The organism is Serratia sp. B501 (assembly GCF_051172315.1).
In the GTDB taxonomy this organism is placed as follows: Bacteria; Pseudomonadota; Gammaproteobacteria; order Enterobacterales; family Enterobacteriaceae; genus Serratia; species Serratia ureilytica.
Map to the genome: position 1 here is coordinate 204,644 of NZ_JBPIZB010000009.1, position 15,000 is coordinate 219,643.

A 15,000-nucleotide genomic window follows, 5' to 3' on the forward strand; every position below is an offset into this window, starting at 1 on the left:
GAAGCAGGATGCTAAACGTCAGCCATCTTTCAGCAGAGTATCAGGGGCGGCCCGCGCTGCGTGACGTGTCGTTCCAGATCGCCGCCGGGCAACTGGTGGTGGTGCTCGGCCCGTCGGGCTGCGGCAAAACCACGCTGCTGAATTTAATCGCCGGGTTTATCGAGCCTTCAGCTGGCAGCATCACGCTGGATGGAACGTCCGTTCATGGCCCAAGCGCCGAACGGGGCGTGGTGTTCCAGCATGAGGGTTTACTGCCGTGGCGTAACGTGGTGGACAACGTCGAGTTCGGCCTGCAGCTGGCCGGCGTCGGCAAGGCGCAGCGCCGCCAGGTGGCGGAGCAGATGTTGCAGCGCGTCGGTCTGGCCGGTTACGAGCGGCATTTCATCTGGCAGCTTTCCGGCGGCATGCGCCAACGCGTCGGCATCGCCCGCGCCCTGGCCGCCGATCCGCGTCTGCTGTTGCTGGATGAACCGTTCGGCGCGCTGGACGCGTTCACTCGCGAGCAGATGCAGGAGCTGCTGCTGACCATCTGGCGCGATACCGGCAAGCAGGTGCTGCTGATCACTCACGATATCGAAGAGGCGGTGTTCCTCGCCAGCGAGCTGTTGCTGCTGTCGCCGGGGCCGGGGCAGGTGGTGGAGCGGCTGTCGCTGAACTTCGGCCAACGCTATGCCGACGGCGAAGCCTGCCGCTCAATTAAGTCCGATCCTGAATTTATCGCGCAGCGCGAATACGTGCTGGGCAAAGTTTTCCAACAGCGCGAGGCCTTGTTATGAGCCTGCATTCCACGTTAAAGGCCGCGGCGCAGCCGCAGGGCAAAGCGACGCGCCGTTTCAGCGTGCCGCGCAACGTTTGGCTGAGCGGCGCCACGCTGTTGACGGTGTTGATTGTCTGGTGGGGCGTGACGGCGCTGCAGCTGATCAGCCCGCTGTTCCTACCGGCGCCGCAGCAGGTATTGCATCAGCTGATCACCATCGCCAGCCCGCAAGGCTTTATGGACGCCACGCTGTGGCAGCATCTGGCGGCCAGCCTGGGGCGCATTTTGGTGGCGCTGCTGGCGGCGGTGATCGTCGGCGTTCCGGTGGGCATCGCCATGGGGCTGAACGACACGGTGCGCGGCATCCTCGATCCGCTGATTGAGATCTATCGTCCGGTGCCGCCGTTGGCGTATTTGCCGCTGATGGTGATTTGGTTCGGCATCGGCGAAACCTCGAAGATCTTGCTGATTTATCTGGCGATTTTCGCGCCGGTGACGCTGTCCGCCGTGGCGGGTGTGCGCAGCGTGGCGCAGGTGCGGGTACGCGCCGCTCGCGCGTTGGGCGCCACGCGTTGGCAGGCGCTGCGTTTCGTGGTGCTGCCGAGCGCGCTGCCGGAGATCCTGACCGGCATTCGCATCGGGCTGGGCGTCGGCTGGTCGACGCTGGTGGCCGCCGAACTGATCGCCGCCACGCGCGGCCTGGGATTTATGGTGCAATCCGCCGGTGAGTTTCTGGCGACCGACGTGGTGCTGGCCGGCATCGGCGTGATTGCGGTGATTGCATTTGGGTTGGAGCTGGGGCTGCGAGCCCTGCAGCGCCGATTGACCCCGTGGCATGGAGTACAGCAATGAACGAACGTCTGAATATCACCCCGCTGGGGCCTTACATCGGGGCGCTGGTGGAAAACGTCGAGTTGGCCCGGCCGCTGGGCGACGGCCAGTTTGAACAGCTTTATCATGCGCTGCTCAAGCATCAGGTGCTGTTCTTCCGCAACCAGCCGATCACGCCGCTGCAGCAGCGCGATCTGGCCGGCCGCTTCGGCGATCTGCACATCCACCCGGTCTATCCGCACGCCACCGACGTGGAAGAGATCATCGTGCTCGATACCCACGACGACAACCCGCCGGATAACGACAACTGGCACACCGACGTGACCTTTATCGAGAACCCGCCGCTGGGGGCGATCCTGGCGGCCAAGACGCTGCCTGCCACCGGCGGCGATACGCTGTGGGCCAGCGGCATCGCCGCCTATGAGGCGCTGTCGGCGCCGTTCAAAACGCTGCTCGCGGGGCTGCGCGCGGAACATGACTTCACCAAGTCGTTCCCGGAGCACAAGCATCGCGGCAGTGAAGAAGAGCATCAGCGCTGGCAACTGGCGGTGCAGAAAAACCCGCCGCTGTTGCATCCGGTGGTGCGTACCCATCCGGTCAGCGGCCGGCAGGCGCTGTTCGTCAATGAAGGGTTCACCACGCGGATCGTCGATCTGGCGCCGAAGGAGAGCGACGCTTTACTGAATTTCCTGTTTGCTCACATCACCAAACCGGAGTTTCAGGTGCGCTGGCGTTGGCAGGAGAATGACGTGGCGATCTGGGATAACCGCGTGACGCAGCACTACGCCAACGCGGATTATCTGCCGCAGCGGCGCATCATGCACCGCGCGACCATTCTGGGGGACAAGCCCTTTTACAAGGCGTAACAACGGTTAGGCGTCGAACGCCTGCGTTAACTGCTCCAGCTGTTCCTGCGCATCCAGCCAGGTCATTTCTGTCTCTTCGAGCGCGGATTTGGCCTGGCTTTGCTTTTGCAGGCAGTCGGTCAGTTCGGCCTTGCGGCTGATGTCGTACAGTGCAGAATCCGCCAACTGCTCTTCCACCGCCGCCAGTTCGGCGCCCAGTTTTTCCATCTGCTGTTCCAGCTTGGCGATCTGCTTGCGCAGCGGTTGGGTTTGCGTACGGAACTCCGCCTCGCGGCGTTTTTGATCCTTGCGCGCCTGCGCGCTGTTGGCGCCGCTCTCTTTTTCCGGCGCGTCCTGCTGGCTTTCCTGGCGCTGCAGATCGATCAGCCACTGCTGATAATCGTCGAGATCGCCTTCGAAAGGCTCGACCTGGCCATCGTGCACCAGGTACAGATCGTCGGTGGTGGAGCGCAGCAGGTGACGGTCGTGCGAGACCACCACCAATGCGCCTTCGAAATCGATCAGCGCCTCGGTCAGCGCCTGGCGCATGTCGAGATCCAGGTGGTTGGTCGGTTCATCGAGCAGCAGCAGGTTCGGGCGCTGCCAGACGATCAGCGCCAGCACCAGCCGCGCCTTCTCGCCGCCGGAGAAGCGTTCGGTGATTTCACTGACCTTGTCGCCCTGGAAGCCGAAACCGCCCAGATAATCGCGCAGCTGCTGCTCCAACACCCGTGGCGCGATGCGGCTCAGGTGCTGCAGCGGCGACTCGTCGGCGCGCAGGAATTCCAGCTGGTGCTGAGCGAAGTAACCCAGCTTGATGCCTTTCGCCAGGCCGATCTCGCCGCTCAGCGGCTCCAGGGTGCCGGCCAGCAGTTTGATCAGCGTCGATTTACCGGCGCCGTTGCGGCCGAGCAGGCCAATGCGTGAGCCGGGCACCAGGTTCAGTTTGATGGACTTCAGGATCACCTTGTCGCCGTACCCGGCGCTGACTTTTTCCATGCGCAGCAGCGGGTTCGGCAGGCTTTCCGGTGGCCGGAAGCTGAAGGTGAACGGGTTGTCGACGTGCGCCGGGGCGATCAGCTCCATGCGTTCCAGCATCTTGATGCGGCTCTGCGCCTGCTTGGCCTTGGTCGCCTGCGCGCGGAAACGGTCGATATAGCTTTGCAGGTGCGCCACTTTTTCTTGCTGGTGCTGATACAGCGACTGCTGCTGCGCCAGTTTGGTGGCGCGTTGGCGTTCGAACGACGAGTAGTTGCCGGTGTACTCGTTCATCGTCTGCTGTTCGATATGCAGGATCTTGTCGACGATCGGATCGAGGAAGTCGCGGTCGTGCGAGATAAGCACCAGCGTGCCGGGATAGCTTTTCAGCCAGCGCTCCAGCCAGATCACCGCATCGAGATCCAGGTGGTTGGTCGGTTCGTCGAGCAACAGCAGATCGGAACGGCACACCAACGCCTGCGCCAGGTTAAGACGCATGCGCCAGCCGCCGGAAAAGTCGCGCACCGGGCTTTGCAGCTGTTCGTTGGAGAAGCCGAGACCGTGCAGCAGGCTGGCGGCGCGGGAACGAATGGTCCAGGCGTCGATGGCGTCCAGCTTGCCGTGCAGGGTGGCGATGGCGTGGCCGTCGTTGCGGTCGTTGGCGGCCTGCAGTTCGGCTTCGAGCTGGCGAAACTCGCGGTCGCCGTCGATAACATACTCGATCGCCGGCACGTCCAGCGCCGGCGTCTCCTGGTTGACCCAGGCCAGCGCCCAGTTGCCGGGGAAGGTGAAGCTGCCGCCGTCCGCCGCGATCTCGCCCTTCAGCAGCGACAACAGCGTGGATTTGCCGCAGCCGTTTTTGCCGACCAGGCCGACCTTCTGACCAGGATTAACCGTCGCCGTGGCGTTGTCCAGCAGGACGCGGATGCCGCGTCGGATTTGTAGCGAGGAGAATACAATCATAAAGCGCCGTATGTTCAGAGTATGTTAAATTATCATTAAGGTAACAGAACGCGCACCGCGCGCTGTTTTTGTCTTTGCGATGCATGGTAACGGAAAACCGCTACCCTGACGACGCTTTGGAGGGGAATGATGTCGCAGCCGCCCAAGGTCTTGCTGCTGTATGCCCATCCGGAATCCCATGACTCGGTGGCGAACCGGGTTTTGCTTCGACCGGCGCAGCAATTGGAACATGTCACCGTGCACGATCTCTACGCGCACTACCCTGATTTTTTTATCGATATTCATCACGAACAACAGCTGCTGCGTGAGCATCAGGTCATCGTGTTTCAGCACCCGCTGTATACCTACAGCTGCCCGGCGCTGCTGAAGGAATGGCTGGATCGCGTGCTGGCGCGCGGCTTCGCCAGCGGCGTGGGCGGCAATGCGTTGGCGGGCAAATACTGGCGTTCGGTGATCACCACCGGCGAGCCGGAAGGCGCCTACCGCACCGGCGGTTATAACCATTATCCGATGGAAGATATCCTGCGGCCGTTCGAGTTGACCGCCGGGATGTGCCATATGCACTGGTTGACGCCGTTCGTGGTCTATTGGGCGCGGCGGCAAAAGCCGGAGGTGCTGCGCAGCCACGCAGACGCCTACGGGGAGTGGCTGAGCCACCCGCTGCCGCACGGGGGGCGGTGATCATGGAAGGATCGACCTTACTGACCGCCATTTTACTGTTCCTGTTCGCCGCGGTGGTGACGGTGCCGATCGCCCGTCGCCTGGGGATCGGCGCGGTGCTGGGTTATCTGATCGCCGGCATCGCCATCGGCCCGTGGGGATTGGGTTTTATTCGCGACGTTGACGAGATCCTGCACTTCTCCGAGCTGGGCGTGGTGTTCCTGATGTTCATCATCGGCCTGGAGCTGAACCCCAGCAAGCTGTGGGAGCTGCGGCGCTCGATTTTCGGCGCCGGCGCCGGCCAGGTGCTGATCACCGCGGCGGTGCTGGGCGCATTGCTGTACCTGACGCACTTCGCCTGGCAGGCGGCGGTGATCGGCGGCGTTGGCCTGGCGATGTCTTCCACCGCCATGGCGCTGCAGCTGATGCGCGAAAAGGGCATGAACCGCAACGAAGGCGGGCAGCTGGGTTTCTCGGTGCTGCTGTTCCAGGATATGGCGGTGATCCCGGCGCTGGCGTTGATCCCCATTCTGGCCGGCGCCGGCGGCACCAGCGACGACTGGGCGAAGATCGCGCTCAAGGTGGCGGCGTTCGGCGGCATGCTGATCGGCGGCCGCTTCCTGCTGCGGCCGCTGTTCCGCTATATCGCCGCTTCCGGCGTGCGTGAGATCTTTACCGCCGCGGCGCTGCTGCTGGTGCTTGGCTCGGCGCTGTTTATGGAGACGCTCGGCCTGTCGATGGCGCTCGGCACCTTCATCGCCGGCGTGCTGCTGGCGGAGAGCGAATACCGCCACGAACTGGAGATCTCCATCGAGCCGTTTAAAGGGCTGCTGCTGGGGCTGTTCTTTATCTCGGTGGGCATGGTGTTGAATATCGGCGTGCTCTACACCCATCTGGCCGAGGTGTTGATCGGCGTGTTGGCGTTGGTGGCGGTGAAATCCGGCGTGCTCTACGGCGTATCGCGCCTGTTCGGCCTGCGCAGTTCGGTACGCCTGCAGTTCGCCGGCGTGCTCAGCCAGGGCGGTGAGTTCGCCTTCGTGCTGTTTTCGGCGGCGGGCGCCCAAAAGGTGCTGCAGCCGGATCAACTCTCTTTGCTGTTGGTGGTGGTGACGCTGTCGATGATGACCACGCCGCTGTTGATGCAGGCCATCGATCGCATTTTGGCGCGCCGCTATAACGCCAAAGACGAAGACGAGGAGACGCCGTACGTGGAAGATGACGATCCGCAGGTGATCATCGTCGGCTTCGGGCGTTTTGGCCAGGTGATCGGCCGCCTGCTGATGGCCAACAAAATGCGCATTACCGTACTGGAACGCGACGTCAGCGCCGTCGGCGTGCTGCGTCGCTACGGTTACAAGGTCTATTACGGCGACGCCACCGAGCTGGAGCTGCTGCGCGCGGCAGGCGCAGAGAAGGCCAAGTCGATCGTGATCACCAGCAATGAGCCGGAAGACACCATGGCGATCGTGCGGCTGTGCCAGCAGCACTTCCCGAACCTGAGCATCCTGGCGCGCGCGCGTGGCCGCGTGGAGGCGCATGAGCTGCTGCAGGCGGGCGTAAAACAGTTCAGCCGCGAGACCTTCTCCAGCGCGCTGGAACTGGGGCGCAAGGCGCTGATGGAATTGGGCATGCACCCGCATCAGGCCTTTCGCGCCCAGCAGCATTTCCGTCGTCTGGATATGCGCATGCTGCGTGAGCTGATGCCGCCGCATCAGGGCGACGTGGCGCAAATTTCTCGCGTGAAAGAGGCGCGGCGCGAGCTGGAAGAGCTCTTCCATCGCGAAATGCAAAAAGAAAGTCGCCAGTTTGACGGCTGGGATGAATACGAATAAGCGGGAGCATAACGATGTCTGCAACACGTAAGAGATTTATCGCCGGAGCGGTGTGCCCGAGCTGTAGCGCCATGGATACGCTGGCGGTATGGCGGGAGGATCAGGTGGAAGTGGTGGAGTGCGTCAAGTGCGGCCATCACCAGCGCCAGACCGAACAACAGGTGGAAAAACACGTTCGACCGCAAGAGCAGGTGATCGGCATTTTTCAGCCGAAGTAGCGTTTTTTTATCCCGGAGGGTACAGCGAGGCAGATTTCCGTTACAATCTGTCCGGAAAAGGCGCGCATCCCGATAACGGTGCGCGTCCTAGTAGCCAACGGTAGGAGATATCATGAAAGTAGCAAAAGACTTGGTGGTCAGCCTGGCTTACCAAGTACGTACAGAAGACGGTGTTTTGGTTGATGAGTCTCCGGTGAGCGCACCGCTGGACTATCTGCACGGGCATGGTTCTCTGATCGCAGGTCTGGAAAAAGCGCTCGAAGGCCACGACGTTGGCGATCGTTTTGACGTTCACGTCGGCGCGAACGACGCGTACGGCAACTACGACGAAAACCTGGTGCAGCGCGTACCGAAAGACGTCTTTATGGGCGTTGACGAACTGCAGGTCGGCATGCGTTTCCTGGCTGACACCGATCAGGGCCCGGTACCGGTTGAAATCACCGAAGTTGACGGCGACCACGTTGTGGTTGACGGCAACCACATGCTGGCCGGCCAAAACCTGAACTTCAACGTGGAAGTTGTCGCGATCCGCGAAGCGACCGCAGAAGAACTGGCGCACGGTCACGTACACGGCGAGCACGATCATCACCACGAGCACGGTGAAGGCTGCTGCGGCGGTCACGGCCACAGCCACGATCACGACCATGGTCACGACCACGGTAAAGGCGGTTGCGGCAACGGCGGTTGCGGCTGCCACTAAGCAGAACGCAATCCCGAGACGAGAGGGCAGCCATTGGCTGCCCTTTTTTATGCGCGGCGCCCCTCAATAGTGCGGCGGAGGGGTTTCTTCCGATTGCGAGGCGATCATCGAGGTTTGGGTCGAGCGCAGTTTGTCGGTCAACATGCGCAGGTGCTCGCGCATCTTCAGCATTTCCATCTGATGCTGGGTGACGGTCTGGTTGAGCTCTTCGATAGTGAGCTCTTGAAAAGCCTGACGGCTTTCCAGTTCTTCAAGCCGCTGTAGCAGGCTTTGAATGTCGGCGTTGTGCATGAGGCTACCTCTGACGCGATAAAATCCTGATTCGGCGCTATGGTAACAGCTGGCGTCGGGTTTGCCCGCGCTATTTCTTTGGGCGGCGCGCAACGTTGCGATCGGCAGTGTAAAGTGCTGAAAAGCTGCACGCCTGATTCGCCGTTTTTTGCTAACCTCGCCGAATATTCTGCAAGAAAAATCTGATTTATCATGTGAGTAGCACGCAGCGGGAAACTTCTTGGCAAAGCGGGAGTCACACTTTGACTCGAATGGTTACCTGTGCGACTGTTTTGTTTTGTTTCAGGCAGCTATAGTAGCCCGGTTATCTTACCTAATGATTGTTTGGGGCATTGCTTCAGACACTGGAGAAATGGATGAAATCTTTGTTTAAAGTCACGCTTCTGGCAACCACCATGGCTTTTGCTCTGAATGCGACCCAGGTCATGGCAGCCGATGCCGCTAAACCGGCGGCAGACGCGGCAGCAGCGCCAAGCACCGGCAAGTTCAAAAACGACGACGAGCAAGCGGCTTACGCACTGGGCGCCTCTCTTGGCCGTTACATGGACAACTCTCTGAAAGAGCAAGAGAAGCTGGGCATCAAGCTGGACAAAGATCAGCTGATCGCCGGCGTTCAGGACGCTTTCGCTAACAAGAGCAAGCTGAACGACGCCGACATCGAAAAGACCCTGCAGGGCTTTGAAGCGCGCGTGAAGGCTTCCGCACAGGCGAAGATGGAGCAGGACGCCAAGGACAACGAAACCAAAGGCGCCAAGTATCGCGACAGCTTCGCTAAAGAAAAAGGCGTGAAGAAAACCGAATCCGGCCTGCTGTATCAGGTAGAGAAACCGGGCGCGGGTGAAGCGCCGAAAGACAGCGACACCGTGGTGGTGAACTACAAAGGCACCCTGACCGACGGTACCGAGTTCGATAACTCCTACACCCGCGGTGAGCCGCTGTCATTCCGTCTGGATGGCGTGATCCCTGGCTGGACCGAAGGCCTGAAGCACATCAAGAAAGGCGGCAAAATCAAGCTGGTGATCCCACCGGCGCTGGCCTACGGTAAAACCGGCGTTCCGGGCATCCCGGCTAACTCCACGCTGGTCTTCGACGTCGAGCTGCTGGATGTGAAAGCGGCGCCGAAAGCTGACGCTAAAGCCGAAAAACCGGCCGACGCCAAAGCCGACGCCAAAGCGAAATAATCTCGTCGCTCTGTTTGCCACCGCCGCGGATGCCCTCCGCGGCGGTTTTCATTTCGGCAGCCGCTACCGCTCTCTCCATTGAACGCTTGACGCCTGCCGGGCATCGGGCTTAACGTCAATACCACGCGCAAACGCAAGGACTTTGCTCCGGCCGCTTTGCTAGACTAATAATTCTGACTTATCAGTCATGCGTCTGCCCCTTAGGGCGTGTACCTAAAATTGTTCCCGGCCGCCTCGCCCGCGGATGTCATCGCGCCGTTTTATGCCGCTCTCAGCCAGCCGCGCTGCAGCGCGCCGACGGTGGCAGCGATCCGGCCCGAGCGGTTTTAGCTGCGCCCCCTGGCACAGGCGATCTATGAGGGTGGTATCTTCGATGTCGAATTCGCTTTTATCCAGCGAAGCCAGCGAACTTGATTTGCTGAATGAACGTCCGTTTACTCAAACGGATCATGAAATCCTGAAATCCTATGAAGCGGTGGTCGACGGGCTGGCGATGTTGATCGGCGGCCACTGCGAAATCGTATTGCACGCGCTGGAAGACCTGAACAGCTCGGCGGTGCGCATCGCCAACGGGGAACACACGGGGCGCAAAATCGGCTCGCCGATTACCGACTTGGCGCTGCGCATGCTGCACGACATGGCCGGCGACGACAGCAGCGTGTCGAAAGCCTACTTTACCCGCGCCAAGAGCGGCGTATTGATGAAATCGGTGACTATCGCCATTCGCAATCGCGAGCAGCGGGTGATTGGTTTGTTGTGCATCAACATGAACCTCGACGTGCCGTTCTCGCAAATCATGCAAACCTTTATGCCGCCGACAGCGCAGGACGTGCCGTCGTCGGTGAACTTCGCCTCTTCCGTCGACGATCTGGTGGCGCAGACGCTGGAGTTCACCATCGAAGAGGTGAACGCCGACCGCTCGGTGTCCAATAACGCCAAGAATCGACAGGTGGTGCTCAATCTCTATGAGAAAGGCATCTTCGACATCAAGGATGCGATCAACCAGGTGGCGGATCGTCTGAATATCTCCAAACACACCGTCTATCTGTACATTCGCCAGTTTAAAAGCGGCGATCTGGTGGGAAGCGACCGCTGATGCTCGACTATTGTCTGTTGGTTACCGGCCCGGCTTATGGCACGCAGCAGGCCAGCAGCGCCTATCAATTCGCTCAGGCTTTGCTGGCGAAAGGGCACCGTCTTTCCAGCGTCTTTTTCTACCGTGAAGGGGTGTTGAACGCCAACCGGTTAACCGCGCCCGCCAGCGACGAGTTCGATCTGGTGCGCGGCTGGACGCAGCTCGCGCAGCAACACGGCGTGGCGCTCAACGTCTGCGTGGCCGCCGCGCTGCGTCGGGGCGTCACCGACGAGCAGGAGGCGCAGCAGCAGGGGTTGGCCGGTGCCAACCTGCAGCCCGGTTTTACCCTGAGCGGGCTGGGTTCCCTGGCCGAAGCGTCGCTGAGTTGCGACCGTCTGGTGCAGTTCTGAGGAAATGATGAAACGAGTCGCTTTTGTTTTCACCCACGGGCCGCATGGCGGCGCCGGCGGCAGGGAAGGGCTGGATGCGCTGCTCGCCACGTCGGCGCTCAGTGAGGATTTGGGGGTGTTTTTTATCGGTGATGGCGTGTTGCAGCTGTTGCCGGGCCAGCAACCGGAAAAGATTTTGGCGCGCAATTATATCGCCACTTTCGGCGTACTGCCGCTGTATGACGTGGAGCGGTGTTATCTGTGCCAGGCTTCGCTGCAGGAACGCGGGCTGAGTCAGGTGACCGATTGGGTGCTGGATGCCGAGGTGCTGGCGCCGGACGAACTGCGCCGTGAATTGGCCGGCTACGACGCCGTAATGACGTTTTAGGATCTTCTGATGTTGTATACCCTGAGCCATTCGCCAAACCAATGTGACCTGCCCGCGCTGTTGCGCCTGACCGCGGAGGGCGACGCGCTGCTGCTGCTGCAGGATGGCGTGCTCGCAGGCCTTGTTGGTAGCGCCCATCTTGAATCGCTGCTCGCCGCCCCCATATCCCTTTATGCGCTGCAGGACGACCTGGAAGCCAGGGGGTTGATTGGTCATTTTTCGCACAAAATCACTGTCGTCGGCTATAATCACTTCGTTGAATTAACCGAACAACACCGCAGCCAAATGGCCTGGTGATGACGGTGATGTTGTATATTTCTTGACACCCATACTGGTCAGCCCTAAAATTCTGCGTCCTCGTACTTTGCCAGTAGTGCATACGAGGGGATTTATCACATGTTTACGAAGCTAGTACGAAGCAAAAACCAGGAGCTTTTTTAATGGCAACAATTAACCAGCTGGTTCGCAAACCACGCTCTGTGAAGGCTGCTAAAAGCAACGTTCCAGCGCTGGAAGCCTGCCCGCAGAAACGTGGCGTATGCACCCGCGTATATACCACTACCCCGAAAAAACCAAACTCCGCACTGCGTAAAGTTTGCCGTGTGCGTTTGACCAACGGTTTCGAAGTGACTTCCTACATCGGTGGCGAAGGCCACAACCTGCAGGAACACTCCGTAATCCTGATCCGTGGCGGTCGTGTAAAAGACCTGCCAGGTGTGCGTTACCACACCGTCCGTGGTGCACTTGACTGCTCCGGTGTTAAAGACCGTAAGCAAGCTCGTTCCAAGTACGGCGTGAAGAAGCCAAAGGCTTAATGGTTCTCCGTTAAGTAAGGCCAAACGTTTTAACTTTAATGTCAAAATAAACTCGTAGAGTTTTGGACAATCCTGAATTAACAACGGAGTATTTCCATGCCACGTCGTCGCGTAATCGGCCAACGTAAAATCCTGCCAGATCCTAAGTTCGGATCTGAGCTGCTGGCCAAATTTGTAAATATCCTGATGGTAGACGGTAAAAAATCTACTGCAGAAGCAATCGTCTATACCGCGCTGGAGACCCTGGCTCAGCGTTCTGGTAAAGATCACCTGGAAGCTTTCGAAGTCGCTCTCGACAACGTTCGCCCGACTGTAGAAGTTAAGTCGCGTCGCGTTGGCGGTTCTACTTATCAGGTACCAGTTGAAGTCCGCCCGGTTCGTCGTAATGCTCTGGCAATGCGTTGGATCGTTGATGCTGCACGTAAACGCGGTGATAAATCCATGGCTCTGCGCCTGGCGAACGAGCTGTCTGACGCAGCAGAGAACAAAGGTTCTGCTGTTAAGAAGCGTGAAGACGTTCACCGTATGGCCGAAGCCAACAAGGCGTTCGCCCACTACCGCTGGTAATCATCTGGCTGTAGTCATGCTAACCAAGCGGGCGCGTCAAATCGGCCCGCTTGGGTTAACTGAACTTGAACGCCCTAGGAATAGAGGAATCAAATGGCTCGTACAACACCCATTGCACGCTACCGTAACATCGGTATCAGTGCTCACATCGACGCCGGTAAAACCACCACTACCGAACGTATTCTGTTCTACACCGGTGTAAACCACAAAATCGGTGAAGTTCATGACGGCGCTGCCACCATGGACTGGATGGAACAGGAGCAGGAGCGTGGTATTACCATCACTTCTGCAGCGACGACTGCCTTCTGGTCTGGTATGGCCAAGCAGTTCGAACCGCACCGCGTAAACATCATCGACACCCCAGGGCACGTTGACTTCACCATCGAAGTAGAACGTTCCATGCGTGTGCTGGATGGCGCGGTAATGGTTTACTGTGCTGTTGGTGGTGTTCAGCCACAGTCTGAAACCGTATGGCGTCAGGCTAACAAATACAAAGTGCCACGTATCGCGTTCGTTAACAAAATGGACCGTATGGGCGCTAACTTCCTGAAAGTTGTTGGCCAGATCAAAACTCGTCTGGGCGCTAACCCTGTTCCTCTGCAGCTGGCTATCGGCGCAGAAGACAAATTCACCGGCGTTATCGACCTGGTGAAGATGAAGGCGATCAACTGGAACGAAGAAGACGCAGGCGTTACCTTCGAATACGAAGACGTCCCGGCTGACATGATGGAACTGGCTGAAGAATGGCGCCAGAACCTGATCGAATCCGCTGCGGAAGCTTCCGAAGAGCTGATGGAAAAATACCTGGGCGGCGAAGAGCTGACCGAGGCAGAAATCAAATCCGCTCTGCGTCAGCGCGTGCTGAACAACGAAATTATCCTGGTTACCTGTGGTTCTGCGTTCAAGAACAAGGGCGTACAGGCGATGCTGGATGCGGTAATCGAATACCTGCCGGCGCCAACTGACGTTCCTGCGATCAACGGTATCCTGGACGACGGTAAAGACACCCCGGCTGAGCGTCACGCAAGTGATGACGAGCCGTTCTCTGCTCTGGCGTTCAAAATCGCTACCGACCCGTTCGTAGGTAACCTGACCTTCTTCCGCGTGTACTCCGGCGTTGTTAACTCCGGCGACACCGTGCTGAACTCCGTTAAGGCTGCGCGCGAGCGTTTCGGCCGTATCGTTCAGATGCACGCCAACAAGCGTGAAGAGATCAAAGAAGTTCGCGCAGGCGACATCGCCGCTGCGATCGGTCTGAAAGACGTGACCACCGGGGACACCCTGTGTGATCCAGATTCTCCAATCATCCTGGAGCGTATGGAATTCCCTGAGCCGGTAATCTCTATCGCCGTTGAACCAAAAACCAAAGCTGACCAAGAGAAAATGGGTCTGGCTCTGGGCCGTCTGGCTAAAGAAGACCCGTCATTCCGCGTATGGACTGACGAAGAGTCTAACCAGACCATCATCGCCGGTATGGGTGAACTGCACCTCGACATCATCGTTGACCGCATGAAGCGTGAATTCAACGTTGAAGCTAACGTGGGCAAGCCTCAGGTAGCTTACCGCGAAGCGATTCGCGCGAAGATTACCGATGTTGAAGGTAAGCACGCCAAGCAGTCTGGTGGTCGCGGTCAGTACGGTCACGTTGTGATCGACATGTACCCACTGGAGCCGGGCTCTAACCCGAAAGGTTACGAGTTCATCAACGACATCAAAGGCGGCGTAATTCCTGGCGAATACATCCCTGCCGTTGATAAAGGCATCCAGGAGCAGCTGAAGTCTGGTCCGTTGGCTGGTTACCCGGTAGTAGATATGGGTATTCGTCTGCACTTCGGTTCTTACCACGACGTTGACTCCTCTGAACTGGCGTTTAAACTGGCCGCATCTATCGCCTTTAAAGAAGGCTTTAAGAAAGCGAAACCAGTTCTGCTTGAGCCTATCATGAAGGTTGAAGTTGAGACTCCAGAAGAGAACACCGGTGACGTTATCGGTGACTTGAGCCGTCGTCGCGGCATGCTGCGCGGTCAGGAATCTGAAGTGACTGGCGTTAAGATCCACGCTGAAGTACCGTTGTCCGAAATGTTCGGCTACGCAACTCAGCTGCGTTCTCTGACTAAAGGTCGCGCATCATACACCATGGAATTCCTGAAGTATGATGATGCACCGAACAACGTCGCTCAGGCCGTAATCGAAGCCCGTGGCAAATAAGCCGCAGGGTTAAAACCAAAGTCCCGTGCTCTCTCCAGAAGGGGAGAGCGCTATAGTAAGGAATATAGCCGTGTCTAAAGAAAAATTTGAACGTACAAAACCGCACGTTAACGTTGGTACTATCGGCCACGTTGACCACGGTAAAACTACCCTGACTGCAGCGATCACCACCGTTCTGGCTAAAACCTACGGCGGTTCTGCACGTGCTTTCGACCAGATCGATAACGCGCCAGAAGAAAAAGCTCGTGGTATCACCATCAACACCTCTCACGTTGAGTATGACACCCCGACTCGTCACTACG

The 15,000-nt window shown here is 58.8% G+C and carries 18 protein-coding genes; 16 read left to right on the forward strand and 2 right to left on the reverse strand.

Going from position 1 to position 15,000, the window contains the following annotated elements; all coding sequences use genetic code 11:
- Nucleotides 1–8 precede the first annotated feature (8 nt).
- The 3 genes from tauB to tauD are packed head-to-tail and all read left to right on the forward strand — an operon-like array spanning nt 9 to nt 2,454.
- Entirely contained in the window at nt 9–776 is a 768-nt protein-coding gene (gene tauB / locus ACSBQV_RS22265) for a taurine ABC transporter ATP-binding subunit (protein ID WP_033645255.1), read from the forward strand.
- Entirely contained in the window at nt 773–1,609 is an 837-nt protein-coding gene (gene tauC, locus ACSBQV_RS22270; protein ID WP_099785007.1) for a taurine ABC transporter permease TauC, read from the forward strand. The genes tauB and tauC overlap by 4 nt, the downstream gene beginning before the upstream one ends.
- Nucleotides 1,606–2,454, forward strand: a complete 849-nt coding sequence (gene tauD, locus ACSBQV_RS22275) for a taurine dioxygenase (RefSeq protein ID WP_099785009.1) — start codon at nt 1,606–1,608, stop codon at nt 2,452–2,454. Before tauC ends, tauD begins: the two co-directional genes overlap by 4 nt.
- 6 nt (nt 2,455–2,460) lie before the next feature.
- Here tauD and ACSBQV_RS22280 read toward each other — a convergent pair whose 3' ends face one another.
- A complete protein-coding gene (locus ACSBQV_RS22280) occupies nt 2,461–4,374 on the reverse strand; it encodes an ABC transporter ATP-binding protein (protein ID WP_033645252.1) in 1,914 nt (637 codons plus the stop codon).
- Nucleotides 4,375–4,503: 129 nt separating this feature from the next.
- Here ACSBQV_RS22280 and kefG point away from each other — a divergent pair, with 129 nt between their 5' ends.
- From kefG to slyD, 4 genes are all read left to right on the forward strand, one after another.
- A complete protein-coding gene (gene kefG / locus ACSBQV_RS22285) occupies nt 4,504–5,055 on the forward strand; it encodes a glutathione-regulated potassium-efflux system ancillary protein KefG (protein ID WP_028127618.1) in 552 nt (183 codons plus the stop codon).
- 2 nt (nt 5,056–5,057) lie between these two features.
- Nucleotides 5,058–6,866: a glutathione-regulated potassium-efflux system protein KefB gene (kefB, locus tag ACSBQV_RS22290; protein WP_033651722.1), complete on the forward strand. Its 1,809-nt coding sequence runs from the start codon at nt 5,058–5,060 to the stop codon at nt 6,864–6,866.
- Between the two features lie 14 nt (nt 6,867–6,880).
- Complete coding sequence (locus tag ACSBQV_RS22295; RefSeq protein ID WP_015379274.1) at nt 6,881–7,084, forward strand: YheV family putative zinc ribbon protein; 204 nt, start codon at nt 6,881–6,883, stop codon at nt 7,082–7,084.
- Nucleotides 7,085–7,196: 112 nt separating this feature from the next.
- Nucleotides 7,197–7,784: a peptidylprolyl isomerase gene (gene slyD / locus ACSBQV_RS22300; RefSeq protein ID WP_004930407.1), complete on the forward strand. Its 588-nt coding sequence runs from the start codon at nt 7,197–7,199 to the stop codon at nt 7,782–7,784.
- Between the two features lie 63 nt (nt 7,785–7,847).
- Here slyD and ACSBQV_RS22305 read toward each other — a convergent pair whose 3' ends face one another.
- Entirely contained in the window at nt 7,848–8,075 is a 228-nt protein-coding gene (locus ACSBQV_RS22305; protein WP_033645250.1) for a SlyX family protein, read from the reverse strand.
- Between the two features lie 356 nt (nt 8,076–8,431).
- Here ACSBQV_RS22305 and fkpA point away from each other — a divergent pair, with 356 nt between their 5' ends.
- The 9 genes from fkpA to ACSBQV_RS22350 form a co-directional block, all read left to right on the forward strand.
- Nucleotides 8,432–9,256 carry an FKBP-type peptidyl-prolyl cis-trans isomerase gene (gene fkpA / locus ACSBQV_RS22310; RefSeq protein ID WP_033645249.1) on the forward strand — a complete coding sequence of 275 codons (825 nt, stop codon included), beginning with the start codon at nt 8,432–8,434 and terminating at the stop codon, nt 9,254–9,256.
- A 373-nt stretch (nt 9,257–9,629) separates the two neighbouring features.
- Complete coding sequence (locus tag ACSBQV_RS22315) at nt 9,630–10,352, forward strand: helix-turn-helix transcriptional regulator (protein ID WP_033645248.1); 723 nt, start codon at nt 9,630–9,632, stop codon at nt 10,350–10,352.
- Complete coding sequence (gene tusD, locus ACSBQV_RS22320; RefSeq protein WP_033645247.1) at nt 10,352–10,741, forward strand: sulfurtransferase complex subunit TusD; 390 nt, start codon at nt 10,352–10,354, stop codon at nt 10,739–10,741. The genes ACSBQV_RS22315 and tusD overlap by 1 nt, the downstream gene beginning before the upstream one ends.
- Before the next feature lie 7 nt (nt 10,742–10,748).
- A complete protein-coding gene (tusC, locus tag ACSBQV_RS22325) occupies nt 10,749–11,108 on the forward strand; it encodes a sulfurtransferase complex subunit TusC (RefSeq protein WP_033645384.1) in 360 nt (119 codons plus the stop codon).
- A 9-nt stretch (nt 11,109–11,117) separates the two neighbouring features.
- Nucleotides 11,118–11,405, forward strand: a complete 288-nt coding sequence (gene tusB / locus ACSBQV_RS22330; protein WP_033645246.1) for a sulfurtransferase complex subunit TusB — start codon at nt 11,118–11,120, stop codon at nt 11,403–11,405.
- Nucleotides 11,406–11,548: 143 nt separating this feature from the next.
- Nucleotides 11,549–11,923, forward strand: coding sequence for a 30S ribosomal protein S12 (rpsL, locus tag ACSBQV_RS22335; protein ID WP_004930426.1), 375 nt, complete (start codon nt 11,549–11,551; stop codon nt 11,921–11,923).
- A gap of 96 nt (nt 11,924–12,019) precedes the next feature.
- Nucleotides 12,020–12,490 (forward strand): 30S ribosomal protein S7, encoded by a 471-nt coding sequence (rpsG, locus tag ACSBQV_RS22340; protein WP_004956203.1) that lies wholly within the window; start codon nt 12,020–12,022, stop codon nt 12,488–12,490.
- Between the two features lie 93 nt (nt 12,491–12,583).
- Nucleotides 12,584–14,698 carry an elongation factor G gene (gene fusA / locus ACSBQV_RS22345; RefSeq protein ID WP_033645245.1) on the forward strand — a complete coding sequence of 705 codons (2,115 nt, stop codon included), beginning with the start codon at nt 12,584–12,586 and terminating at the stop codon, nt 14,696–14,698.
- 70 nt (nt 14,699–14,768) lie between these two features.
- The coding region (locus ACSBQV_RS22350) for a GTP-binding protein (protein WP_032439543.1) at nt 14,769–15,000 on the forward strand (232 nt) is incomplete at its 3' end.

Excerpts from the sequence above, each read along its gene's own strand:
- ACSBQV_RS22280 (WP_033645252.1), bottom strand. The coding sequence starts at position 4,374 with ATGATTGTATTCTCCTCGCTACAAATCCGACGCGGCATCCGCGTCCTG.
- ACSBQV_RS22305 (WP_033645250.1), bottom strand. The coding sequence starts at position 8,075 with ATGCACAACGCCGACATTCAAAGCCTGCTACAGCGGCTTGAAGAACTG.
- tauD (WP_099785009.1), top strand. The coding sequence starts at position 1,606 with ATGAACGAACGTCTGAATATCACCCCGCTGGGGCCTTACATCGGGGCG.
- rpsL (WP_004930426.1), top strand. The coding sequence starts at position 11,549 with ATGGCAACAATTAACCAGCTGGTTCGCAAACCACGCTCTGTGAAGGCT.
- tauC (WP_099785007.1), top strand. The coding sequence starts at position 773 with ATGAGCCTGCATTCCACGTTAAAGGCCGCGGCGCAGCCGCAGGGCAAA.
- fusA (WP_033645245.1), top strand. The coding sequence starts at position 12,584 with ATGGCTCGTACAACACCCATTGCACGCTACCGTAACATCGGTATCAGT.
- ACSBQV_RS22295 (WP_015379274.1), top strand. The coding sequence starts at position 6,881 with ATGTCTGCAACACGTAAGAGATTTATCGCCGGAGCGGTGTGCCCGAGC.
- tauB (WP_033645255.1), top strand. The coding sequence starts at position 9 with ATGCTAAACGTCAGCCATCTTTCAGCAGAGTATCAGGGGCGGCCCGCG.
- fkpA (WP_033645249.1), top strand. The coding sequence starts at position 8,432 with ATGAAATCTTTGTTTAAAGTCACGCTTCTGGCAACCACCATGGCTTTT.
- rpsG (WP_004956203.1), top strand. The coding sequence starts at position 12,020 with ATGCCACGTCGTCGCGTAATCGGCCAACGTAAAATCCTGCCAGATCCT.
- tusB (WP_033645246.1), top strand. The coding sequence starts at position 11,118 with ATGTTGTATACCCTGAGCCATTCGCCAAACCAATGTGACCTGCCCGCG.
- kefG (WP_028127618.1), top strand. The coding sequence starts at position 4,504 with ATGTCGCAGCCGCCCAAGGTCTTGCTGCTGTATGCCCATCCGGAATCC.
- kefB (WP_033651722.1), top strand. The coding sequence starts at position 5,058 with ATGGAAGGATCGACCTTACTGACCGCCATTTTACTGTTCCTGTTCGCC.
- tusD (WP_033645247.1), top strand. The coding sequence starts at position 10,352 with ATGCTCGACTATTGTCTGTTGGTTACCGGCCCGGCTTATGGCACGCAG.
- ACSBQV_RS22315 (WP_033645248.1), top strand. The coding sequence starts at position 9,630 with ATGTCGAATTCGCTTTTATCCAGCGAAGCCAGCGAACTTGATTTGCTG.
- slyD (WP_004930407.1), top strand. The coding sequence starts at position 7,197 with ATGAAAGTAGCAAAAGACTTGGTGGTCAGCCTGGCTTACCAAGTACGT.
- tusC (WP_033645384.1), top strand. The coding sequence starts at position 10,749 with ATGAAACGAGTCGCTTTTGTTTTCACCCACGGGCCGCATGGCGGCGCC.